This window comes from Pseudomonas sp. TE4620 (genome assembly GCF_056279045.1).
On sequence record NZ_JBWBQO010000001.1, the window covers coordinates 367,297 to 389,348 of the forward strand.

At 62.9% G+C, this 22,052-nt stretch carries 17 protein-coding genes and 1 pseudogene; 3 read left to right on the top strand and 15 right to left on the bottom strand.

Going from position 1 to position 22,052, the window contains the following annotated elements; translation table 11 throughout:
• Positions 1–105: 105 nt before the first annotated feature.
• Together lptF and lptG are read left to right on the top strand one after the other, a co-directional pair.
• Complete coding sequence (lptF, locus tag ACZ9A3_RS01785; RefSeq protein WP_045196390.1) at positions 106–1,221, top strand: LPS export ABC transporter permease LptF; 1,116 nt, start codon at positions 106–108, stop codon at positions 1,219–1,221.
• A complete protein-coding gene (gene lptG, locus ACZ9A3_RS01790) occupies positions 1,214–2,275 on the top strand; it encodes an LPS export ABC transporter permease LptG (protein WP_045196392.1) in 1,062 nt (353 codons plus the stop codon). Before lptF ends, lptG begins: the two co-directional genes overlap by 8 nt.
• Positions 2,276–2,327: 52 nt before the next feature.
• Here the strand turns inward: lptG and ACZ9A3_RS01795 are convergent, their stop codons facing one another.
• From ACZ9A3_RS01795 to arcD (ACZ9A3_RS01850), 12 genes are all read right to left on the bottom strand, one after another.
• Positions 2,328–2,816, bottom strand: a complete 489-nt coding sequence (locus tag ACZ9A3_RS01795) for an RDD family protein (protein WP_093387135.1) — start codon at positions 2,814–2,816, stop codon at positions 2,328–2,330.
• A 97-nt stretch (positions 2,817–2,913) separates the two neighbouring features.
• A complete protein-coding gene (locus tag ACZ9A3_RS01800) occupies positions 2,914–3,126 on the bottom strand; it encodes a cold-shock protein (RefSeq protein ID WP_007931076.1) in 213 nt (70 codons plus the stop codon).
• Positions 3,127–3,474: 348 nt separating this feature from the next.
• Positions 3,475–4,599, bottom strand: coding sequence for a glycine cleavage system aminomethyltransferase GcvT (gcvT, locus tag ACZ9A3_RS01805; protein WP_213602317.1), 1,125 nt, complete (start codon positions 4,597–4,599; stop codon positions 3,475–3,477).
• A 28-nt stretch (positions 4,600–4,627) separates the two neighbouring features.
• Positions 4,628–6,004 carry an L-serine ammonia-lyase gene (locus ACZ9A3_RS01810; RefSeq protein ID WP_195885742.1) on the bottom strand — a complete coding sequence of 459 codons (1,377 nt, stop codon included), beginning with the start codon at positions 6,002–6,004 and terminating at the stop codon, positions 4,628–4,630.
• A 100-nt stretch (positions 6,005–6,104) separates the two neighbouring features.
• A complete protein-coding gene (gene gcvP / locus ACZ9A3_RS01815; protein WP_476252069.1) occupies positions 6,105–8,960 on the bottom strand; it encodes an aminomethyl-transferring glycine dehydrogenase in 2,856 nt (951 codons plus the stop codon).
• Between the two features lie 10 nt (positions 8,961–8,970).
• Positions 8,971–9,354, bottom strand: coding sequence for a glycine cleavage system protein GcvH (gene gcvH / locus ACZ9A3_RS01820; protein WP_045196405.1), 384 nt, complete (start codon positions 9,352–9,354; stop codon positions 8,971–8,973).
• A 274-nt stretch (positions 9,355–9,628) separates the two neighbouring features.
• Positions 9,629–11,137, bottom strand: a complete 1,509-nt coding sequence (locus ACZ9A3_RS01825; RefSeq protein ID WP_476252070.1) for a sigma-54-dependent transcriptional regulator — start codon at positions 11,135–11,137, stop codon at positions 9,629–9,631.
• Positions 11,138–11,282: 145 nt separating this feature from the next.
• Complete coding sequence (locus tag ACZ9A3_RS01830; protein ID WP_195885744.1) at positions 11,283–11,648, bottom strand: DUF5064 family protein; 366 nt, start codon at positions 11,646–11,648, stop codon at positions 11,283–11,285.
• 54 nt (positions 11,649–11,702) lie between these two features.
• Entirely contained in the window at positions 11,703–12,632 is a 930-nt protein-coding gene (gene arcC, locus ACZ9A3_RS01835; RefSeq protein ID WP_093387115.1) for a carbamate kinase, read from the bottom strand.
• Positions 12,633–12,763: 131 nt separating this feature from the next.
• Positions 12,764–13,774 (bottom strand): ornithine carbamoyltransferase, encoded by a 1,011-nt coding sequence (locus ACZ9A3_RS01840; protein ID WP_045196413.1) that lies wholly within the window; start codon positions 13,772–13,774, stop codon positions 12,764–12,766.
• A gap of 78 nt (positions 13,775–13,852) precedes the next feature.
• On the bottom strand, positions 13,853–15,109 hold the full coding sequence (gene arcA / locus ACZ9A3_RS01845) for an arginine deiminase (RefSeq protein WP_045196415.1): 1,257 nt from the start codon (positions 15,107–15,109) through the stop codon (positions 13,853–13,855).
• A 33-nt stretch (positions 15,110–15,142) separates the two neighbouring features.
• The gene (gene arcD, locus ACZ9A3_RS01850; protein WP_045196417.1) at positions 15,143–16,570 is read right to left on the bottom strand and encodes an arginine-ornithine antiporter; all 1,428 of its coding nucleotides are present in this window, start codon (positions 16,568–16,570) and stop codon (positions 15,143–15,145) included.
• A 442-nt stretch (positions 16,571–17,012) separates the two neighbouring features.
• Here arcD (ACZ9A3_RS01850) and arcD (ACZ9A3_RS01855) point away from each other — a divergent pair, with 442 nt between their 5' ends.
• Positions 17,013–18,440: an arginine-ornithine antiporter gene (arcD, locus tag ACZ9A3_RS01855; protein WP_045196419.1), complete on the top strand. Its 1,428-nt coding sequence runs from the start codon at positions 17,013–17,015 to the stop codon at positions 18,438–18,440.
• Between the two features lie 15 nt (positions 18,441–18,455).
• On the opposite strand, the gene ACZ9A3_RS01860 is transcribed toward arcD (ACZ9A3_RS01855), so the two are convergent.
• The 3 genes and pseudogenes from ACZ9A3_RS01860 to ACZ9A3_RS01870 all read right to left on the bottom strand — a co-directional run.
• Positions 18,456–19,814, bottom strand: a complete 1,359-nt coding sequence (locus tag ACZ9A3_RS01860) for a CoA transferase (RefSeq protein WP_476252071.1) — start codon at positions 19,812–19,814, stop codon at positions 18,456–18,458.
• Between the two features lie 49 nt (positions 19,815–19,863).
• Positions 19,864–20,619, bottom strand: coding sequence for a methyl-accepting chemotaxis protein (locus tag ACZ9A3_RS01865; protein WP_371128687.1), 756 nt, complete (start codon positions 20,617–20,619; stop codon positions 19,864–19,866).
• 102 nt (positions 20,620–20,721) lie between these two features.
• Positions 20,722–21,990: pseudogene (locus ACZ9A3_RS01870) on the bottom strand (PDC sensor domain-containing protein); the annotation flags it as partial.
• Positions 21,991–22,052: the final 62 nt, after the last annotated feature.

Genomic DNA, 22,052 nt, shown 5'->3' on the forward strand with positions numbered 1-22,052 from the left:
TGCGCCAACTTTTACCCGGGTTCGCTCTGCCGAGCGGGCTACTATCTTGGCTGTTATGGATTTCTTGTTCGGCTGTCCGAGCCTGACAACCCAGGAGTGTCTGGTTTGATCGTCTTTCGTTATCTGTCCCGCGAGGTCCTGGTGACCTTGAGTGCCGTCAGCGCTGTGCTGCTGGTCATCATCATGAGTGGGCGCTTCATCAAATACCTGGCCCAGGCGGCCCAGGGCGTGCTCGACCCGAGCGTGCTGTTCCTGATCATGGGCTACCGCCTGCCGGGCTTCCTGCAGTTGATCCTGCCTCTGGGGCTGTTCCTCGGTATCCTCCTGGCCTATGGCCGTTTGTACCTGGAAAGCGAGATGACCGTGCTTTCGGCCACCGGCATGAGCCAGCAGCGGTTGCTGGGCATGACCATGGCGCCGGCGGCACTGGTGGCCTTGCTGGTAGCCTGGCTGAGCCTGAGCCTGGCGCCCCAGGGCGTTACCCAGGTCGCACAGATCATCAACCAGCAGGACGCCCTGACCGAGTTCGACACCCTGGTGCCGGGCCGCTTCCAGACCCTGCGCGATGGTTCACGGGTTACCTATACCGAGCAACTGTCGGAAGATCGGGTCAACCTTGGCGGCGTGTTCATTTCCGAGAAGCGCTTCAACCAGGACAAGACCAAGGACCGCGGTCCGTCGGTACTGGTGGCGGAAAAAGGCCACCAGCAGGTCAACCCCGATGGCAACCGCTACCTGATCCTGGAAAACGGCTACCGCTATGACGGTAACCCTGGCCAGGCTGATTACCGCGCAATCAAGTACGACACCTACGGCGTGCTGTTGCCCAAGCCTGAAGTCAGTGAAGAGATCACCGAGCGTGAAGCCATCCCGACCTCGCAACTGATTGGCAGCAAGGGCCTGCGCGAGCGTGCCGAGCTTCAGTGGCGCCTGTCGCTGCCGTTGCTGGTGTTCATCGTCACCCTGCTGGCGGTGCCACTGTCGCGGGTCAACCCGCGCCAGGGCCGTTTCCTCAAACTGCTGCCGGCGATTCTTCTGTATATGGCGTACCTGACAATGCTGATTGCCGTGCGTGGCGCCCTGGAGAAAGGCAAGCTGCCGATCGGCCTGGGTATCTGGTGGGTCCATGGCCTGTTTCTGTTGATCGGCCTGGGGCTGATGTACTGGGAGCCGTTGCGCCTCAAGCGCGCCGCTCGCCGTGCGGAGGTGGCCCATGGTTAAGCTCGACAGTTACATCGGCAAAAGCGTGCTGATGGCGATCCTCGCCGTACTGGGCATCATTCTGGGCCTGGCTTCGCTGTTCGCCTTCATCGATGAAATGGGCGATATCACCGACACCTACACGCTGATGGACGCCGGCAATTTCGTCTTGCTCACCGCACCGCGGCGGCTCTACGACATGCTGCCGATGGCTGCCCTGATCGGCTGCCTGATCGGCCTGGGGAGCCTGGCCAGCAGCAGCGAGCTGACCATCATGCGCGCCGCCGGCGTGTCGATCGGGCGGATCGTCTGGGCGGTGATGAAGCCGATGCTGGTGCTGATGCTGGCCGGTATCCTGATTGGCGAGTACCTGGCCCCGGTCACCGAGAACAAGGCCCAGGCCGACCGTTCCCTGGCCCAGGGCGGTGGTGAGGCGCAGAGCTCCAAGCGCGGCATGTGGCACCGCCAGGGTGACGAGTTCGTGCACATCAACTCGGTGCAGCCCAACGGCTTGCTCTACGGCGTGACCCGCTATCGCTTCGACAACGAGCGGCACATGCAGACCTCGAGCTTTGCCCGCCGTGCCCAGTACAAGGAAGATCACTGGCTGCTCAGCGACGTGACCACCACCTATTTCCGCGGCGATCACACCGAAGTCATCAAAACGCCTGAAGAACGCTGGGACGTGTCGGTCACCCCGCAGTTGCTCAATACCGTAGTGGTCGCACCAGAATCACTGTCGATCACCGGTCTTTGGGATTACATCCACTACCTGTCCGACCAGGGCCTGAACAACGCCCGGTACTGGCTGGCATTCTGGACCAAGGTGCTGCAGCCGATGGTCACCGCGGCGCTGGTGCTGATGGCCATTTCCTTCATCTTCGGCCCGCTGCGCTCGGTGACCCTTGGTCAGCGGGTGTTCACCGGGGTGCTGGTGGGTTTTGTGTTCCGCATCGCCCAGGACCTGCTCGGGCCTTCCAGCCAGGTGTTCGGCTTCCCGCCGTTGCTGGCGGTGGTGCTGCCGGCGGCGATCTGTGCGGTGGCCGGGTTGTGGATGTTGCGGCGCGCCGGATAAATTGCCGCAGACAAGAAAAAGCCGACCTCAGGGTCGGCTTTTTTGTGCGCGGTTATTTTTTGCGCTTGGGAATTCGCACCAGTTGAGTGTCGGAGTAGATGTCGTGCCAGCTGCGCTTGCGCTTGTCGAACAACGCCCAGATAAAACCCAGGCCCAAGCACAACCACGAGCCGATCGATACGACAAAACGCAGCAGCGCCTGCCACAGGCTGATGGCGCTGCCGTCGGCATTTTGCACACGGATGCCCCATACCTGCATACCCAGGGTCTGGCCGCCGTGGGTCCAGAACTTGGCGAAAAAGCCGAACAGGGCGAACAGCAGGATGGTCGACAGCAACGGGTCGCCATCCAGGGCGCCGGCCTCGGTCAACTCGCGCATGCGCGCTTCCCCGATGAAAGCCATCTGGATCATCTTGTAGGCACCGGCGGTGACGATCAGCAACGCGGTGCACAGCAAAAAGTCATAGAACATGGCGGCCAGGCGGCGGCCAAGGTCGACAGGGGGAAATTCACCTTCGGGCTGTAACAGCTGCTTGGGCACTGGCGAGGCCCTCCTTGCGCAAAACGCCCATTCTACGGAATTGCGCGCACAAAAAAGCCCCTGCTGTTGCCAGCAGAGGCTTCTTTGTTGATGAAGATCAGCCTTCGGCTTGAACTTCGTCAGCCTGCATGCCTTTCTGGCCCTGCACGGCGATGAAGGTGACTTTCTGACCTTCTTTCAGGCTCTTGAAGCCGTTACCCTGAATAGCGCGGAAGTGTACGAACAGATCCGGACCGCTTTCTGGAGTGATGAAACCAAAACCTTTCTCGTCGTTAAACCACTTGACGGTACCGCTCTGACGTTGGGACATTGTCTTATTTCCTTTGAAACTTAGAATTAGTAACAGCTTCTTCCAAATGAAAGAGTACTGGGCTGGGTTGCAGGAAAGTAAGAGACGTCGAACGGGTGTAGCAAACATCAGAGCTACTGCCCAGGTCACGAACCATAGCGACCCATGCAAACACAGTGCACAGACAATACGCTAACTTTGAAGACAAAAACAAGCCCTGCAGACCGCCGCCGCTGTGCCTTTTAGCCGCCGTTCGGTCGATTTTTTCCGGCTCATTCCAAGCATTGTCGCAACGCTTTTCGAAAGTTATAAAAAGCGTTCGAATTCGAAAATCCGAACGCTTCATGACACGTTGTTTCAAGTATCGATTCAGCCGCGATAATAGCGTTGGGCAACGAAGGGCATCTTGCTCACTTTCATCGCCACGCGCTTGCCGCGCACGATCGCCCACACTGGGGTTTCCAGTGCGCTGTACGCGGCATCGAGGTACCCCATCGCCACCGGCGCATTCAATGTCGGGCCAAAGCCGCCACTGCAGATGCTGCCGATAACCGTGCCTGACTGGTCAACGATCTCGGCGCCTTCGCGCACCGGTGTGCGCTCCTGCGGCAACAGGCCCACGCGCTTGCGCGCAACCCCGCTTTGCTGCTGGGCGAAGATCGCCTCGGCACCGGGGAAGCCGCCGGCGCGCTGGCCATCGGCACGGCGCACCTTGGAGATGGCCCAGAGCAGGCTGGCTTCGATGGGCGTGGTCTGGGTGTTCATGTCGTGGCCATACAGGCACAGGCCGGCCTCCAGGCGCAGCGAGTCGCGTGCGCCCAGGCCGATAGCCTGGACTTCGGGTTCGGCCAGCAGGCGGCGCGCCAGCTCTTCGGCTTTCCCGGCCGGCACCGAAATCTCGAAACCGTCCTCACCGGTGTAGCCCGAGCGGCTGACAAAACAGTCTGCGCCCAGCAGTTGTACCGGCTGGAACTGCATGAAAGTCATCTTCGTCACGACGGGTGCCAGGCGCTCGAGCACCTTCACCGCCGCCGGCCCCTGCAGGGCCAGCAGGGCGCGCTCCTCGAACAGTGGCTGGATCTGGCACTGATCGCCGATATGTTTGCGCAAATGGGCCAGGTCTTGCTCTTTGCAGGCCGCGTTGACCACCAGGAACAGTTCGTCGTTGCCCAGGTTGGCGACCATCAGGTCATCGAGGATGCCGCCGTGTTCGTTGGTGAACATGGCATAGCGCTGCATGCCCACCGGCAGGTCGATGATGTCGACCGGCACCAGGGTTTCCAGGGCCTTGGCTGCAGCGGCGCCGCTCAGGCGGATCTGGCCCATGTGCGAAACATCGAACAGGCCGGCCTGCTCGCGGCTGTGCAGGTGTTCTTTCATCACTCCCAGCGGGTACTGGACCGGCATGTCGTATCCGGCGAACGGCACCATGCGGGCGCCCAGTTCCAGGTGCAGGGCGTGCAGCGGGGTCTTGAGCAGTGTTTCGGTGGACATTGATGACTCCTTGGGGCTTGAGAGGGTGTCAGCATTCGATGATGTTGACGGCCAGACCGCCGCGGGCGGTCTCCTTGTATTTGCTTTTCATGTCGGCGCCGGTCTGGCGCATGGTGCGGATGACCTTATCCAGCGAGACGAAGTGCTGCCCGTCACCGCGCAGGGCCATGCGCACCGCGTTGATGGCCTTGACCGAACCCATGGCGTTACGCTCGATGCAGGGCACCTGGACTAGCCCGCCGATCGGGTCGCAGGTCAGGCCCAGGTTGTGTTCCATGCCGATTTCGGCGGCGTTCTCGACCTGCTGCACCGTGCCGCCCATCACCTCGCACAGGGCTCCGGCGGCCATCGAGCAGGCAACGCCGACTTCGCCCTGGCAGCCGACTTCGGCACCGGAGATCGAGGCGTTCTCTTTATAGAGGATGCCGATGGCGGCGGCGGTGAGCAGAAAACGCACCACGCCGTCGTCATTGGCGCCCGGGATAAAACGCATGTAGTAGTGCAACACTGCCGGGACGATACCGGCGGCGCCATTGGTCGGCGCGGTGACCACGCGCCCGCCAAAGGCGTTTTCTTCGTTGACGGCCAGGGCGTAGAGGTTGACCCAGTCGAGCACCGACAGCGCGTCGCGCAGGCTCGCCTCCGGGTTGCTGCACAGCTGGCGGTACAGTGCGGCGGCGCGGCGTTTGACCTTGAGCCCGCCAGGCAAGATACCTTCGTTGCGACAACCGGCAGACACGCAGTCCTGCATGACCTGCCAGATGTGCAACAGGCCGCTGCGGGTGTCGCTTTCCGGGCGCCAGGCGGCTTCGTTGGCCAGCATGACCTGGCTGATCGACAGGTGCTGCGCGGTACAGTGGCCAAGCAGCTCCTTGGCGGTCTTGAACGGGTAGGGCAGCACGGTGCTGTCTTCGACGATGCGATCGGCGCCGGCGGCGTCCTCGTCGACCACGAAACCACCGCCCACCGAGTAGTACTCGCGGCTGCGAATCTGCAAGCCGGCGGCGTCAAAGGCACGGAAGATCATGCCGTTGGGATGGAAGGCCAGGGGTTTGCGGATCATCGCCAGGTGCTGCTTTTCAACGAAGTCGATTGCATGCTCGCCGAGCAAGTTGAGCCGGCCGCTGCTGCGGATGGCCTGCAGGCGTGCGGGGATGCTTTCGGTGTCGACGCTGTCCGGGTGTTCGCCTTCAAGGCCGAGCAGCACGGCCTTGTCGCTGCCGTGGCCTTTGCCGGTGGCGCCGAGCGAGCCATAGAGCTCGGCCTTGACGCTGACTGTAGCGGCCAGCAGGCCGTCGCGACGCAGGCCTTCAGCAAAACGCGCAGCGGCGCGCATAGGGCCTACGGTATGGGAACTGGAGGGGCCGATGCCGATCTTGAACAGGTCGAAGACGCTTAGTGACATGGTCGTACCCTCGTTGTGATGAAGGCTATCGCGGGGCAAGCTCGCTCCCACAGGGAATGAGGTTCTCACTGTGGGAGCGGGCTTGCCCCGCGAAGAGGCCTCAGACGTCCTGATAGCTCTCGATCGACGGGCAGGCACACACCAGGTTGCGGTCGCCGAACACGTTGTCAACGCGGCCGACCGGTGGCCAGTACTTGCCTTCGACCAGCGACGCCAGCGGATACACCGCCTGCTCGCGGCTGTACGGGTGGCTCCACTCACCGGCGATTTCGGCGGCAGTGTGCGGGGCGTTCTTCAGCGGGTTGTCGTCCTTGTCCAGGCTGCCGCTTTCGACCGCGCGAATCTCTTCGCGGATGCGGATCATCGCCTCGCAGAAGCGGTCCAGTTCTTCTTTGGACTCGCTTTCGGTCGGTTCGATCATCAGCGTGCCGGCCACCGGGAACGACATGGTCGGGGCGTGGAAGCCGAAGTCGATCAGGCGTTTTGCCACGTCATCGACACTGATGCCGCTGCTGTCCTTGATCGGGCGCAGGTCGAGGATGCACTCGTGCGCCACCAGGCCATTGCTGCCGGTGTACAACACAGGATAGTGCTCTTCCAGGCGGCGGGCGATGTAGTTGGCGTTGAGGATGGCCATTTGCGAGGCACGCTTGAGCCCGGCGCCACCCATCATGCGGATGTACATCCAGGTGATCGGCAGGATGCTGGCGCTGCCGAACGGTGCGGCGCAAACCGCGCCCTGCTTGTTGTCCATGTGCGCATGGCCCGGCAGGAACGGCGCCAGGTGCGATTTGACGCCGATCGGGCCGACGCCCGGGCCGCCACCGCCGTGGGGGATGCAGAAGGTCTTGTGCAGGTTCAGGTGCGAAACGTCGCCGCCGAACTTGCCCGGGGCGCAGAGGCCGACCATGGCGTTCATGTTGGCGCCGTCGATGTACACCTGGCCGCCGTTGTCATGGATGATCGCGCAGATCTCGCCAATGGCTTCTTCGAACACGCCATGGGTCGAGGGGTAGGTGATCATCAGCGCGGCAAGGTGTTCGCGGTGTTCGATGGCCTTGGCACGCAGGTCGTCGATGTCGACGTTGCCGCGGGCGTCACAGGCGGTGACTACAACGCGCATGCCGGCCATGTGCGCGGTAGCGGGGTTGGTGCCGTGGGCCGAGGACGGGATCAGGCAGATGTCGCGACGCGCTTCGCCACGGCTCTGGTGATAGGCGCGAATCGCCAGCAGGCCGGCGTATTCGCCCTGGGAGCCGGCGTTGGGCTGCAGCGACACGGCGTCGTAGCCGGTGGCGGCGCAGAGCATGGCTTCCAGCTCGCTGGTCAGTTGCTGGTAACCCTGGCTCTGCGCGGCCGGGGCGAACGGGTGCAGGCTGCCGAACTCGGCCCAGGTCACCGGGATCATTTCGCTGGCGGCGTTGAGCTTCATGGTGCACGAGCCCAGCGGGATCATGGTGCGGTCCAGCGCCAGGTCCTTGTCAGCCAGGCGGCGCAAGTAGCGCATCAGCTCGGTTTCGCTGTGGTAACGGTTGAACACCGGGTGCTCGAGAATCGCCGACTGGCGCAGCAGCGTGCGTGGCAGTTGTGCCTGAACGCTGGCAGCGAGGGTGGCGAAGTCCGGGCTGGCCTTGCCAGCGGCGAACAGCTGCCACAGGGCTTCGACGTCGGCCTGGGTGCTGGTTTCATCCAGCGACAGGCCCAGGCCCTGGGCGTCGATCTGGCGCAGGTTCAGGCGTTGGCTGCGGGCCTGGTCGTGCAGGGCGGCGGTGCTGCTGCCGGTGGTCAGGGTCAGGGTGTCGAAGAAGTGTTCCACTTCGACCTGTACACCCAACTGTTGCAGGCCGGCCTTGAGGATCGCGGTCAGCGCGTGGGTACGCTCGGCGATCTGCTTCAGGCCCTGAGGGCCGTGGTATACGGCGTACATGCTGGCGATGTTGGCCAGCAGTACCTGGGCAGTGCAGATGTTGCTGGTGGCTTTCTCGCGGCGGATATGTTGCTCGCGGGTCTGCATGGCCAGGCGCAGTGCGGTCTTGCCGAAGCGGTCGATCGACACGCCGACCAGGCGGCCGGGCATGTCGCGCTTGAATGCATCGCGGGTCGAGAAGAAGGCGGCATGCGGGCCACCAAAGCCCAGCGGTACACCAAAGCGCTGGGCGCTGCCGATGGCCACGTCGGCGCCGAATTCGCCCGGCGGGGTCAGCAGGGTCAGGGCCAGCAGGTCGGCCGCCACGGCGACCAGGGCATTGGCCGCGTGGAAGCGCTCGACCAGCTCGCGGTAGTCGAAGACTTCACCACTGCTGGCCGGGTATTGCAGCAGGGCGCCGAAGAAGGCGCTGACATCGCTCAGCTCACGCTCGTCGCCGACGACAACTTCGATACCCAGCGGCTCGGCACGGGTGCGCAGCACGTCCAGGGTTTGCGGGTGGCAATGCACCGAGGCGAAGAAGGCGTGGCTGCCCTTGTTCTTGCTCAGGCGTTTGCAGAAGGTCATGGCTTCGGCAGCGGCAGTGGCTTCGTCGAGCAGGGAGGCGTTGGCGATCGGCAGGCCGGTGAGGTCGCTGATCAGGGTCTGGAAGTTCAGCAGCGCTTCCAGGCGGCCCTGGGAAATCTCTGGCTGGTAAGGGGTGTAGGCGGTGTACCAGGCCGGGTTTTCCAGCAGATTGCGCAGGATCGGCGCCGGCGTGTGGCAGTTGTAGTAACCCTGGCCGATGAAACTCTTGAACAGCTGGTTGTTGCCGGCGATGGCCTTGAGCGAGGCCAGCGCCTGGGCTTCGCTTTGCCCGGCGCCTAGCTCAAGGACGCTGGTGCCCTTGATGCTGTCGGGGATGACCGCGGCGCTCATGGCCTCCAGCGAGTCAAAACCGAGGGTGGCGAGCATGTGCTGCTCGTCGTGCTGGCGCGGGCCGATGTGGCGGGCGATGAATTCGTTGGCAGTGCCGAGGTTGATGGTCATGGGCGGTTCCTCAGGCGTCAGCGTTGGCTTTGATCAGGCGGTCGTAGGCGTCCTGGTCGAGCAGTTGCGCGACGGCGCCGGCGTCGGCGGGGATGAAACGGAAGAACCAGCCTTCACCCAGCGGGTCTTCGTTGACCCGTTCGGGGTTGCCTTCGAGCTGGTCGTTGACTGCTACCACTTCGCCGGTCAGCGGCATGTACACGCCGCTGGCAGCCTTGACCGATTCGACGGTCGAGGCTTCGGCGCCTTGCTCGTAGCGTTGCAGCTCTGGCAGTTGCACGTAGACCACATCGCCCAGGGCGTTCTGGGCGAAGGCGGTGATCCCGACAGTGACGCTGCCGTCAGCTTCGCTACGCAGCCATTCGTGATCTTCGGTAAAACGCAACTCGCTCATGGAAACTCCTCAAGGGCCGCAGGGGACGGCTGTGGGCATGGCTCAGGTGAGCCCAGGGATGGGTAATGCCATAGCAATATTGCGGCCATATCTAAAATATCTTTTTAAAACAAATAGTTAGATAATTTCCGGAAAGAGAATACATAACCGGTGTAGCGAAATCGCTACACCTAGGGGTGAGAAAAAAAGCTCAAGTGGATCAGAACCTTGCACTGTGGCCCTGAAACTGTGCTGTATCGATATCGTTACGATGTAGTGATTTCGCTACAGCTGTTCAGGACTTTGCCGGGATGCCGTACTTGCGCAGGCGATGGGCGATGGCGGTGTGCGAGGTTTGCAGGCGGCTGGCTAGCTGGCGGGTCGAGGGGTAGCTGCTGTAGAGCTTTTCCAGCAGGTTGCGCTCGAAGTCTTCCACGGCCTGTTCAAGGCTGTCGACTTCAGCGTCATGGCCGCGAGCCACCGAGGTGCCGGCAATGTCCAGGTCGCCGATGTCCACCAGGCTGCTTTCGCTGATGGCCGCGGCGCGGAAGATCACGTTCTGCAGCTGGCGCACGTTGCCCGGCCAGCGGTTGCCCAGTAGCGCCGGGTAAGTGGCCGGGGCCAGGCGGCACAGCGGGCGCTGGATCTGGGTGCAGGCCTGCTGCATGAAGTAGCGCGCCAGCAGGAGGATGTCCTGGCCACGTTCGCGCAACGGTGGCACCTGCAGGTTGAGCACGTTCAGGCGGTAGAACAGGTCTTCGCGAAAGGTGCCCTCGGCGACCATTTTTTCCAGGTCGCGGTGGGTGGCGCTGAGGATCCGTACATTGACCTTGACCTCGCGATCACCGCCGACCCGGCGAAAGCTGCCATCGTTGAGAAAACGCAGCAGCTTGGCCTGCAGGTACGGTGACATCTCGCCGATCTCGTCGAGGAATACTGTGCCCTGGTTGGCCAGTTCCATCAGCCCCGGCTTGCCGCCACGTTGCGCACCGGTAAAGGCGCCGGGGGCGTAACCGAACAGCTCGCTTTCGGCCAGGTTCTCCGGCAGCGCCGCACAGTTGAGGGCCAGGAAGGGCGCACTGTGACGGCTGCTGATAGCGTGACAGGCGCGGGCCACCAGCTCCTTGCCGGTGCCGGTTTCACCGTTGATCAGCAGCGGCGCGTCCAGAGCTGCAACGCGCAGGGCGCGGGCCTTGAGGGTGCGGATCGGCGGGGAGTCGCCGAGCAGCGCATCGAAGCCCTCGGCATGGTCATGGTGCAGTGCCGACAGCCGTTCGCCGATGCGGTTGGGCTGGTACAGGGTCAGCAGGGCGCCGGCGTTGGTGATCGGCGTGGCGTCGAGCAGCAGGGTCTGGCCGTTGAGGGTCACTTCGCGCAGGGGCAGGTGGAAGCCCTGTTCGATCAGTGCTTCGAGCAAGCCCGGGTCGCCAAACAGGTCGGCCACCGAACGGTCGGACGGTTCCTGCCCGCACAACGCCACCAGCGCCGGGTTGGCCAGCAGCACGTGGCCGACGCTGTCCAGGGCCAGCACCGGGTCGCTCATGGCCGCGAGCAGGGCATCGAGCTGCAGGTGACGGCGCTGGCCGGGGAGGATGTCGACCACTTGTACGGTTTGCACGCCCTGCACGTTGAACAGCGCGTCGTGCAGCTCTTCGAGCACGTGGGGGCTGAGGGTCGGGGCGTCGATGTAGACGTTCGGCGGCACCATCTCCACGGCGTCCAGGTTGAGGTTGCGGGCGCCGAGCAGGGCCAGCACTTCCTGGGTGATACCGACACGGTCGATGAAACTGACGTGGATGCGCATGGGGGAGGGGGTCAAGGCTGCCGAAGGCGGCCAGTATGCTGTTCAGCGCAATCGCGGGGCAAGTCGGTTCGCCGCACCGCCGCTCCTACCTGGGTGAGAGCGGCGGTGCGGCGAACCGACTTGCCCGGCGATGAGGCCGGTAGGGCTATTCGAAGTGCTCGGGATTGACCGGGTCGCCCGACTTCACCTCCAGCTTCTCGCGAATGTCCTCGAACATCAGGTCGTAGATCTTGTGCCCTGAGCCCAGGCTCTCGAATTTCTTCGGCGACGGCATGTAGCTCTGCGCCTTGCGCGTGGCAACACTCAGGAAGCTTGGCAGTACCTCTTCCTTGCTCAGGAAGAACTTTTCCTCCACGGTCTTGCCTTCGATGCTCCCATGCATGTGGAAATCAATGCCGTGTTTGTTGGCTTCCCGGACTACTGCGTACTCGATATTCAGGTCGTAGCTGTGATCAGCCTTGTTCAGCGCAGTGCGCTCGATATGCACGTGACCGGGTTCGAATTTGGCCATGATGGAATCCTCCGCAAAGGTGAAAACGGCGGGCCCAAGGCCCGCCAACTGCATTCAACGGTAGCTGATTCCCGGCTTGGCGGTGGAAACCCGGGTACCGGCCGTACCCTTGACGATATCCTCGATGTCGGCCAGAGAACCGATGACCGCCACTTTGCCGGTGTGGCGTGCAAAGTCGCAAGCGGCCTGGACTTTCGGGCCCATGGAGCCTGCGGCAAAGCCCAGGCGTTCGAGCTCGTCAGGGTGCGCCTGGGCAATTGCCTTCTGGCTTGGCTTGCCATAGTCGATGAACGCCGCGTTGACGTCGGTGGCGATCACCAGCAGGTCGGCTTCGAGCTGTTCGGCCAGCAGCGCCGAGCACAGGTCTTTGTCGATCACCGCCTCGATGCCCTTGAGCTTGCGGTCGGCGTCATACATGGTCGGGATACCGCCACCGCCGGCGCAGATGACAATGCTGCTCTTTTCCAGCAGCCATTTGATCGGGCGGATCTCGAAGATGCGCTTGGGTTTCGGGCTGGCGACCACACGGCGGTATTTGTCGCCGTCGGCCTTGACCACCCAGCCTTTCTCTTTGGCCAGGCGCTCGGCGTCTTCTTTGCTGTAGACCGGGCCGATGAACTTGGTCGGGTCCTTGAAGGCCGGGTCGTTGGCGTCCACTTCGACCTGGGTCAGGAGGGTGGCGAACGGTACTTCGAAGTCCAGCAGGTTGCCCAGCTCCTGCTCGATGATGTAGCCGATCATGCCTTCGGTTTCGGCACCGAGCACGTCCAGCGGGTAGGCTTCATCAGGTTTGTAGGATTGCGCCTGCAACGACAGCAGGCCGACTTGCGGGCCATTGCCGTGGGCGATGACCAGCTCGTTGCCCGGATGGATCTTGGCGATCTGCTCGGCGGCAATGCGGATATTGGCGCGCTGATTGTCTGCAGTCATGGGTTCGCCACGGCGCAGCAGGGCGTTGCCGCCCAATGCAACAACGATACGCATGATGATGTCCTTCTAGAAAAGGGAGATGCCACCCTGTAGGAGCGGGCTTGCCCCGCGATGGCGGTGCATCTGCTGCACCGCGGTGACGCTGTCGCGGGGCAAGCCCGCTCCCACAGAGACTGGCAGCTGGATTACAGGTCAGCCAGGGTCGACACCAGGATCGCCTTGATGGTGTGCATGCGGTTTTCCGCTTGCTCGAAGGCGATGCAGGCTGGCGACTCGAACACGTCGTCGGTCACTTCAATGCCGTTGGCCAGGTTCGGGTACTGCTCGGCGATCTGTTTACCGACCTTGGTGTCGGAGTTGTGGAACGCCGGCAGGCAGTGCATGAACTTGGTGCGCGGGTTGCCGGTGGCTTTCATCAGCTCGGCGTTGACCTGGTACGGCAGCAGTTGCTGGATGCGTTCGCCCCAGGCTTCAACCGGCTCGCCCATCGATACCCAGACGTCGGTGTGAATGAAGTCGACGCCTTTGACCGCAGCTTTCGGGTCTTCGGTGAGGGTGATGCGCGCGCCGCTTTCTTCCGCGTATTTCTTGCAACGGGCGACCAGGTCATCGTGCGGCCACAGGGCTTTTGGCGCGCAGATACGCACGTCCATGCCAAGCTTGGAGCCGACCAGCAGCAGCGAGTTGCCCATGTTGTTGCGCGCATCGCCCAGGTAGGCGTAGCTGATCTCATGGATCGGCTTGTCGGCGTGCTCACGCATGGTCAGCACGTCGGCGATCATCTGGGTCGGGTGGTATTCGTCGGTCAGGCCGTTGAACACCGGTACGCCGGCGAACTTCGCCAGTTCTTCGACGATTTCCTGCTTGAAGCCACGGTATTCGATGGCGTCATACATGCGCCCGAGTACCCGGGCGGTGTCCTTCATGCTTTCCTTGTGGCCGATCTGCGAGGAGTTCGGGTCGATGTAGGTGACGTTGGCGCCCTGGTCATAGGCAGCCACTTCGAAGGCGCAACGGGTGCGGGTCGAGGTCTTCTCGAAGATCAGCGCAATGTTGTTGCCTTTGAGGTGCTGCTGCTCGGTGCCGGTGTACTTGGCACGTTTCAGGTCGCGGGACAGGTCCAGCAGGTAGCGCAACTCGCGAGGGGTGTGGTGTTCCAGGCTCAGCAGGTTACGGTTGTGGATGTTGAACGCCATGATGTTTCTCCTGTTCTTGTGAACGGAAAGCGGTAATCGGCCCGCCTGCACCGGCAGGTGCAGGCGGTTGATGGTCGTCTAGTAGTCGATAGGGTCGCGCACGATCGGGCAGGTCATGCAGTGACCGCCGCCGCGGCCACGGCCCAGTTCGCCGGCGCTGATGGTGATGACTTCGACGCCTGCCTTGCGCAGCAGGGTGTTGGTGTAGGTGTTGCGGTCGTAGCCGATGACCACACCTGGTTCAACCGCCACCACGTTGTTGCCGTCGTCCCACTGCTCGCGTTCGGCGGCGAAGCTGTTGCCACCGGTCTCGACCACGCGCAGTTTCTTCAGGTTCAGCGATTCGGCGACCACGTCGAGGAACGTCTTGTTCTCGCGGCGCACGTCCAGGCCATATGGCTTGCTGCTGTCCGGGCGAATGACGAACGGCACGATTTCCTTGACCACTTCCGGGAAGACCGTGACCAGGTCGCGGTCGCAGAAGCTGAACACGGTGTCCAGGTGCATCGCTGCACGGGATTTCGGCAGGCCGGCGACCACCACTTTTTCCACCGCGCCTTTGGCAAACAGCGATTGCGCCAGTTGGCCGATGGCCTGGCGCGAGGTGCGCTCGCCCATGCCGATCAGGACCACGCCATTGCCGATCGGCATGACGTCGCCGCCTTCGAGGGTGGCCTTGCCGTGGTCCTGGTCCGGATCGCCGTACCAGATTTCAAAGTCGGCCGCGGTGAACTCAGGGTGGAACTTGTAGATGGCGGTGGTCAGCAGGGTTTCCTGACGTCGCGCCGGCCAGTACATCGGGTTGAGGGTCACGCCGCCGTAGATCCAGCAGGTGGTGTCGCGGGTGAACTGGGTGTTGGGCAGTGGGTCGAGCAGGAAGCTTGAGTGGCCCAGGTAGTCGCGGTACATCTTGATCACGCCGGCGCCTTCACTTTCCGGCAGGTCTTCACCGGCCACGCCGCCGATCAGGAATTCAGCCAGTTTGCGCGGCTCCAGGCCTTCGAGCCAGCTGCGCACTTCGTTGGTCAGGCCGACACCGACGGTGTCCGGGGTGATCTTGCGGTCGAGGATCCATTTCAGCGCTTCGGGGTTCTGGATGGTCTCGGTCAGCAGGTTGTGCATTTCCAGCACTTCGATGCCGCGCTCACGCATTTTGGTGACGAAGTCGAAGTGGTCGCGTTTGGCCTGGTTGACCCAGATAACGTCATCGAACAGCAGTTCGTCGCAGTTGCTCGGGGTCAGGCGCTGGTGCGCCAGGCCAGGGGAGCAGACCATCACTTTGCGCAGTTTGCCGGCTTCGGAATGTACGCCGTACTTAACTTTATCCGTGGACATGGTTCATTTCCTCCAAGTTGCGAAAACGGGTGGTTACAGAGTCAGGAAGCCGTCGTACAGGCCATAGGCAGCCACCAGGGCACCAATGACTACGGCGGCGAAGATCAGCTTCTCCACGTTGGTAAAAATCGGTTGGCCGACCTCGCGCTTGGCCTTGGCGAACAGGATCACGCCAGGGGCATACAGCAGGGCCGAGAGCAGCAGGTATTTGACGCCGCCGGCATACAGCAGCCAGACCGCGTAGAGCAGGGCGATGGCGCCGATGACCAGGTCTTTCTTGCGTTCGGCCAGGGCCTGTTCGTAGGTTTCGCTGCGTACCGCGAGCAGGAAGGCATAGGCCGCCGACCACAGGTAAGGCACCAGGATCATCGAGGTGGCGAGGTAGATCAGCGACAGGTAGGTACTGGCCGAGAACAGGGTGATGACCAGGAAGATCTGCACCATGGCGTTGGTCAGCCACAGGGCGTTGGCCGGCACGTGGTTGGCGTTCTCGCGGCGCAGGAACTCCGGCATGGTGTGGTCTTTGGCGGCGGCGAACATGATCTCGGCGCACAGCAGTACCCACGACAGCAGAGCCCCGAGCAGCGAGATGATCAGGCCGACGCTGATCAGCACCGCACCCCAGTGGCCAACCACGTGCTCAAGCACGGCGGCCATCGACGGGTTCTGCAGCTTGGCCAGCTCCGGTTGGGTCATGATGCCCAGCGACAGCACGTTGACCAGCACCAGGAACAGCAGCACGGTGATGAAGCCGATGACCGTGGCCTTGCCGACGTCCGAGCGTTTTTCTGCCCGGGCCGAGAAGATGCTCGCGCCCTCGATGCCGATGAACACCCAGACGGTGACCAGCATCATGTTGCGCACCTGGTTCATCACGCTGCCCAGGTCCGGGTTCATCGAGCCCCAGATGTCAGCGGTGAAGATATCCAGCTTGAAGGCGAACAGGGCGATCAGCACGAACAGCGCCAGCGGTACGACCTTGGCTACGGTGGTGACCAGGTTTATGAAGGCCGCTTCCTTGATCCCGCGCAATACCAGAAAGTGCACGGCCCAGAGCAGCACCGAGGCGCCAATGACGGCTGCCGGAGTGTTGCCCTCGCCAAAGATCGGGAAGAAGTAACCGAGGGTGCTGAACAGCAACACGAAGTAACCGACGTTGCCCAGCCAGGCACTGATCCAGTAGCCCCAGGCTGAAGAAAAGCCCATGTAATCGCCGAAACCGGCCTTGGCGTAGGCGTATACCCCGCCGTCCAGGTCAGGCTTGCGATTGGCCAGGGTCTGGAACACGAAAGCCAGGGTCAGCATGCCGATGGCGGTGATGCCCCAACCGATCAGAACAGCGCCTACATCAGCACTTGCGGCCATGTTTTGCGGCAGCGAAAAGATCCCGCCGCCGATCATCGAGCCGACAACAAGTGCAACCAGCGCACCAAGTCGTAGTTTTCCGGGAGCGTCTGACATTGAATAACTCCGTACCAGGAGAAGAGATGACGCTAGAATAAATCCAGCGGCGAAGTCATTAGCTGATTCAGGTCAGTTCATGAGGACATTCCATTGCAGATCAATGACTGAAACAGCCTCCCGGAGTCTGCCGATCGCAGTACTGCAAGCCTTGTCAACTGGCACCTCCATGGCGTTTTAGAGCAATCGCTCTTGCGGGGCTGCGAGAATTGAAGCTAGTCCGTTTTGGGCGAATCGCAAATTTTCCCTGAGAATTTTTCTTATTAGCTTGAAGAAGCGCGAATTGTGCACAAAACTCACCATTTAGTTCGTCAGGCATAGACGCGCTAGTTATGAGCAGAAAGCGCTTAGTGGTTTAATATATATAGACGCTTAGAGTCAGATTATATTTAACTCAGGGTGTACCACTGGCGTTACAAACACGAGACAGAAGGGGATCTGCATGTCCGAACCTGGACAGAAATTACGCCTGGGGGCGTTGATCGCCTTGGTGGTCGGCTCGATGATCGGCGGCGGGATCTTTTCGCTGCCGCAAAACATGGCTGCGCGTGCCGACGTCGGCGCCGTACTGATCGGCTGGGGCATCACCGCGGTGGGCATGCTGGCCCTCGCCTTTGTGTTCCAGACCCTGGCCAACCGCAAGCCGGAGCTCGACTCCGGCGTGTATGCCTATGCCAAGGCCGGGTTTGGCGAGTACATGGGCTTTTCTTCGGCTTGGGGCTACTGGATCAGCGCCTGGCTGGGCAACGTCGGCTACTTCGTGCTGTTGTTCAGCACCCTGGGCTTCTACTTCCCGGTGTTTGGCGAGGGCAATACGCCGATCGCCATCGCCTGTGCCTCGCTGCTGTTGTGGGCCGTACACTTTTTGGTGCTGCGCGGCATCAAGGAGGCGGCGTTCATCAACCAGGTGACCACCGTGGCCAAGATCGTGCCGTTGGTGATGTTCATCGTCATCGCCGCGGTGGCCTTTCGCGCCGACATTTTTACCCGGGACATCTGGGGCTTGAGCAACCCGAAATTCGGCGGCGTGCTCGACCAGGTGCGCAACATGATGCTGGTGACGGTGTTCGTGTTCATCGGCATTGAGGGCGCCAGCGTCTACTCCGGGCGGGCGGCGAAGCGCTCGGACGTCGGCAAGGCCACGGTGATCGGCTTTATCGGCGTACTGGCCTTGCTGGTGCTGGTCAACGTGCTGTCGCTGGGGGTGATGACCCAGCCAGAGCTGGCGGCCTTGCAGAACCCGTCGCTGGCGTCGGTGCTTGAGCATATCGTCGGGCCCTGGGGCGCCTTGCTGATCAGTATCGGCCTGGCGGTATCACTGCTGGGGGCGCTGCTGTCATGGGCCTTGCTGTGCGCCGAGATCCTCTTCGCCACCGCCCGCGACCAGACCATGCCGCGCTTTCTGGCCAGGGAAAACGCCAACCACGTGCCGGCCAATGCGCTGTGGCTGACCAACGTGATGATTCAGCTGTTCCTGCTGATCACCCTGTTTTCCGCCGGGACCTACACCAGCCTGATCTACCTGGCCTCGTCGATGATCCTCGTGCCGTACCTGTGGTCGGCGGCCTACGCGGTGTTGCTGGCGGTGCGCGGCGAGTCGTATGAAGGCCACCCCGGCGCACGGCGCAAGGACCTGCTGATTGCCGGTATCGCGCTGATCTACGCGATCTGGCTGCTGTATGCCGGTGGGCTGAAGTACCTGCTGCTGTCGGCGCTGCTGTACGCGCCAGGGGTGATCCTGTTTGCCCGGGCCAAGCACGAGCAGGGCCAGGCGCTGTTTACCACCTGGGAGAAGCTGATCTTCGCCGCCGTGCTGGTGGGCGCGGGGTTGGCGGCCTATGGCTTGTACAGCGGGATGTTGAGCCTTTAATCAGTGCCGGCACATTCACCAACAGGCAGCAGCAGAACCCAGCTCACAAGCCCCCTGCTGCCAATCCAACGGTGCCCCTTCGACCAGCAGCGGCGCCTTCAGCCGCTGCGCCAGCCCCCAGGGCGTCTGCTCCAGCTGCGGGTTCAGATCCGCTGCCGTCTCAGCCTGTAACGGCAAATCCGCTGCCAGCGTCCCCTGATCGATCAACAGCTTTGCCGTGCGCGCCAGCGACAGGCGCAGGGTTGCCCCGCAACCGCTGCCCAGGCGTTCGCTGTAGGCCTTGATCGCCGCAGCCGCCATCAGGTACCCGGTGCCATGGTCCAATGCCTGCACCGGCAACGGCACGGGCTTGTCGGCCTGTTGCCAGCGCATGCCTTCACAAGCGATGCCGCAGCTCATCTGTACCAGGCTGTCGAAGCCCCGGCGCTGTTGCCAGGGGCCGCTCCAGCCGTAGGCGTTGAGGCTCACATCGATCAGCCCGGGGTTGAGCTGGCGGCGCTGTTCGCTGGCATACCCCAGTCGTTCGAGGGCATCGGCGCGGTAACCATGCAGGAGAATATCGGCTTCACTGAGCAGGCGTTCAAACACCCGTCGATCATCCCCATCGTGCAAGTCCAGGCGCGCACAACGTTTACCCAGGGTCACCTCGGCAACCACCGCCGGTTCCTCCCAGCCTGGCGGGTCGATCCGCAGCACCTGCGCGCCGAAGCCTGCCAGCAGGCGACTGGCTGTGGGGCCGGCGAGGATGCGGGTCAGGTCCAGCACCTTGACCCCGGCCAGAGGTCGGACGGCGTTACCGGTCCAGCGTCTTTTTGTAAAGGCTGGAGCCCGTTGGTGATGAATCAACGGCTCGGCATTCACTGCCAGGCCCTGAGGATGGGCCGACCATTCGGACCAGTTGCGCATTTGCGCGGCGCAACCGCCAGCGGTGACTATCGCGCTTTCCAGCTCACGAGCGCGCCAGCGCGCAACCAGATCAGCCATGTGTGCGCGGTCAGCCGCACGGCCCACTACCTGCTGGGCGGCGGCGCGATGATGAGCCGCGTTGGTGTGCAGGCGAATCCAGCCATCCTCGGCGCGGTAGTCACCGGCAATCGGGTCCCACAAGGGCGGTGTGCTCCAGCCTTGCGGGCGCAGGCTGGTGGCGAACCAGAACGAGCTCAGGCGGCGGTCAACTTCAACGCCAGGCTGTTGCTCAAGCTGGCGCTGCAGCAGTTCGGCGATTGCCAGGCCACAGGCGGCAATGCTGCTGCTGGCAAGCTCGGTGACGGCGAAAGTCGAAGGCAGGGCGCCGTTGCCGCGAAAGCGCAGGCTATTGCGCAGTGCCGTTGGCAGCTGCAGTTCGGCGACAAGGGTGTCGAGTAGCGCGGTCATCAATGGCCCTCCAGCAGAAGGGCCATTGCAGACCATCAGCGGCGCCAGGTCAAACCCGGAACTGATCCATCAAGGCCATCTGCTGCGACGACAGGGTGTTGAGCTGGCTGCTCACCTGCGCCGATTCCGCGGCCTGGCCGGTCAGGGTTTCGGTTACCCCGCGGATCGCCGAGACGTTGCGGTTGACCTCTTCGGCCACCGCGCTCTGTTGCTCGGCGGCACTGGCGATCTGCAGGTTCATGTCGCTGATCACCGTGACCGCCTCGCTGATCTTGTCCAGCGCCTGCACCGCCTGGTGGATCTGCCCGGCGTTTTCCTGGGCCTTGCCGTGGCTTGAATGCATGGTCGCCACCACCTCGCGGGTGTTGCTCTGGATGCGCTCGATCACCTGGCGGATCTCTTCGACCGAGTCCTGGGTACGGCGCGCCAGGTTGCGTACTTCGTCGGCAACCACGGCAAAACCACGGCCGCTTTCACCGGCGCGGGCGGCTTCGATCGCAGCGTTGAGCGCCAGCAGGTTGGTCTGCTCGGCAATGCTGCGGATCACCTCCAATACCGAGCCGATCTGTTCGCTGTTCTGCGCCAGGGTTTCCACTTCGCCAACGGCTTTGCTGACCTGTTCGGCGAGTACAGTGATGTCGCGGGTGCTGCGCTCGATGATCGCCATGCCGTCCTTGGCCGAACGGTCGGCACCGCGGGCGGCGTCGGCGGCACTGGCGGCGCTGTTGGCGACGTCGTGGGCGGTGGCGCTCATCTCATTGGAGGCGGTGGCCACCTGGTCGATCTCGCGAAACTGCACCTGCATGCCTTCGCTGGTGCGCTGGGCAATTGCCGAAGACTGGTCGGCAGTGGCCCGGGCCTGGGTGATGCTCTGTTTGATCTGGGCGATGGTCGGCTGCAGCTTGTCGAGAAAGCGGTTGAAGCCGCCGGTCAGCCGCCCCAGCTCGTCCTTGCGCGCATAGCGCAGGCGCTGGGTGAGGTCGCCGTCGCCGCTGGCGATGTCTTCGAGCATGCTCGCTACGCTGTTGAGCGGGCGGGTCACGCCGGTGGCGGTCAGCCACATCAGCAGCAGGCCGCCGAGGCCGGCCAGGGTGGCGAACAGCACCACTTTGAGGGTACCGCTGGTGCGGGCCTCTTCAAGGGTCGCCTGCAGGCTGATGGCATCGGCCAGCAGTACCTGCTTGGGCAGGTCGATAAGGATGCCCCAGGGTTTGCTGTCGGCAATCGGCTGCACCGGGTTGACGGCGCGAATGGTATCGCCTTGTTCAAGGATCAGTGGCTGGTTGCCGGCGAGCTTCTGCAGCGCCTGCTGGCCGTCCTGGTCGATGGCCTTGCCGACCTTGCCGGCATCATTGCTGTTGGCCGCCAGCAAGCCGCTGGGGGCGACGATCATCAGGTGGCCGGCGCCGTTGAACAGCTCCTGCTGGGCCTTGGCGGCAGCCGCCTGCAGGGCATCGAGAGAAATATCCACACCGGCCACGGCGATCACCTTGCCGTTGTGCAGCAGCGGCATGGTGATGCTGGTCATCAGCATCTGCTTGCCGCCGACGGTGTCGGAGTAGGGCTCAAGCAGGCAGGAGCGCGCGCTGTTGCGCGAGCAGGTGTACCAGACGTTGTAGGGCGTGCCGCTGAGATTGATCTCGGTCTTGTTCAGGTCGACATCGCTGATCACAGTGTTCAGCGCCTGACCCTGGGCGCGGCTCCAGTAGCTGGCAAAGCGCCCGCTCTCGTTGCTCAGGCGTTTGGCGTCGTTGGCAAAGGCACTGTCGCCGCCGTCCAGGCCGTCGGCCTCGAAGGCCAGCCACACGCCCAGCACGTCGGGGTTGCGCTTGAAGCTGGTGGCCAGGCTCTGGTTGATCGCTTCCCGCAGGTCGCCAGCGCTCAGGCCGCGCTCGCGAGCCAGTTGCTGTAAGTCCTGGACCTGGTCGGCGAGGGCGGTGATGACGGTCTGGCTGTCGCTGAAAGTACGCCGCAGCATCTCGGCCTTTTCGCCGGCCCGGGCCTGCAGCAGGGCCTGGACATTGCGGGTGAGCATGGTGGTGCTGGCGTCGCCGACCAGCTCATCGCTCTGGTGCGATTGATACAGGTTGATACCGACGACGAGTGCGACCACGCCAAGCAGGCAGAGGCCGGAGAGCAGGACGATTTTCAGGCGGATCGAGAGCGTGTCGAACATGGACGTACTCGCTAAAAGGCAGGCCGGTAGAGGACCGAGCCACGGGCGGGCTCGATTCGCTA

Coding starts and splice junctions, on each gene's coding strand:
- lptG (WP_045196392.1), top strand. CDS start 1,214: ATGGTTAAGCTCGACAGTTACATCGGCAAAAGCGTGCTGATGGCGATC.
- gcvP (WP_476252069.1), bottom strand. CDS start 8,960: ATGACCATCAACCTCGGCACTGCCAACGAATTCATCGCCCGCCACATC.
- arcC (WP_093387115.1), bottom strand. CDS start 12,632: ATGCGTATCGTTGTTGCATTGGGCGGCAACGCCCTGCTGCGCCGTGGC.
- arcA (WP_045196415.1), bottom strand. CDS start 15,109: ATGTCCACGGATAAAGTTAAGTACGGCGTACATTCCGAAGCCGGCAAA.
- gcvH (WP_045196405.1), bottom strand. CDS start 9,354: ATGAGCGAGTTGCGTTTTACCGAAGATCACGAATGGCTGCGTAGCGAA.
- ACZ9A3_RS01800 (WP_007931076.1), bottom strand. CDS start 3,126: ATGTCCCAACGTCAGAGCGGTACCGTCAAGTGGTTTAACGACGAGAAA.
- arcD (WP_045196419.1), top strand. CDS start 17,013: ATGTCCGAACCTGGACAGAAATTACGCCTGGGGGCGTTGATCGCCTTG.
- ACZ9A3_RS01865 (WP_371128687.1), bottom strand. CDS start 20,619: ATGCAGGTGCAGTTTCGCGAGATCGACCAGGTGGCCACCGCCTCCAAT.
- gcvT (WP_213602317.1), bottom strand. CDS start 4,599: ATGTCCACCGAAACACTGCTCAAGACCCCGCTGCACGCCCTGCACCTG.
- ACZ9A3_RS01810 (WP_195885742.1), bottom strand. CDS start 6,004: ATGTCACTAAGCGTCTTCGACCTGTTCAAGATCGGCATCGGCCCCTCC.
- arcD (WP_045196417.1), bottom strand. CDS start 16,570: ATGTCAGACGCTCCCGGAAAACTACGACTTGGTGCGCTGGTTGCACTT.
- ACZ9A3_RS01825 (WP_476252070.1), bottom strand. CDS start 11,137: ATGCGCATCCACGTCAGTTTCATCGACCGTGTCGGTATCACCCAGGAA.
- ACZ9A3_RS01860 (WP_476252071.1), bottom strand. CDS start 19,814: ATGACCGCGCTACTCGACACCCTTGTCGCCGAACTGCAGCTGCCAACG.
- ACZ9A3_RS01830 (WP_195885744.1), bottom strand. CDS start 11,648: ATGGCCAAATTCGAACCCGGTCACGTGCATATCGAGCGCACTGCGCTG.
- ACZ9A3_RS01840 (WP_045196413.1), bottom strand. CDS start 13,774: ATGGCGTTCAACATCCACAACCGTAACCTGCTGAGCCTGGAACACCAC.